The sequence below is a fragment of the Kitasatospora arboriphila genome, assembly GCF_039528095.1.
Lineage (GTDB): Bacteria > Actinomycetota > Actinomycetes > Streptomycetales > Streptomycetaceae > Kitasatospora > Kitasatospora arboriphila.
The window spans coordinates 1-525 of the sequence record NZ_BAAALD010000327.1 but is presented as its reverse complement, the minus strand read 5'-3'; the positions used below and the strand labels follow the sequence as shown (position 1 = coordinate 525).

General features: G+C 75.0%; 1 protein-coding gene. It reads left to right on the top strand.

Features of this window, described 5'->3' with window-relative positions:
- On the top strand, positions 1–525 hold a 525-nt coding region (locus ABD353_RS40215), incomplete at both ends, for a PP2C family protein-serine/threonine phosphatase (RefSeq protein WP_344628641.1).

Below are 525 nucleotides of genomic sequence, written 5' to 3'. Positions count from 1 at the left end.
CCGGCGGGCCGGGGGCAGAGCTGCGCGTCGAGGCGGAGCTGTACAGCCGGCTGCGTGAACTCGAAGAGGTCAACCAGCGACTGCGCCAGGCGAACGCCCGCGAACGGGAAATCGCCCTCGCCCTGCAGAGCGCCATGCTCCCCCCGGCCCGGGCGATCCGCGCCCACCGCACCGCCGTCCGCTACCGGCCCGCGACCGCCGCGCTGAACGTGTGCGGCGACTGGTACGACCTCATCCCCCTGCCCGGCGGCGACAGGATCGCCGTCACCGTCGGCGACGTCGTCGGCCACGGCCTGCCCGCCGCCGTCGTCATGGGCCAGCTCCGCAGCGCCCTCTCCGCCGCCTCGCTCGTCGCCGACGGCCCCGCCCGGGCCCTGGACGCGCTCGGCCGCTACGCCCACTTCCTCGACGGCGCCGAATCCACCACCGCCGTCACCTGCTTCCTCGACTGGGACGAGCACACCATCACCTACTCCAGTGCCGGGCATCCACCCCCGGTGCTGCTGCGCGCGAACGGCACCGCGG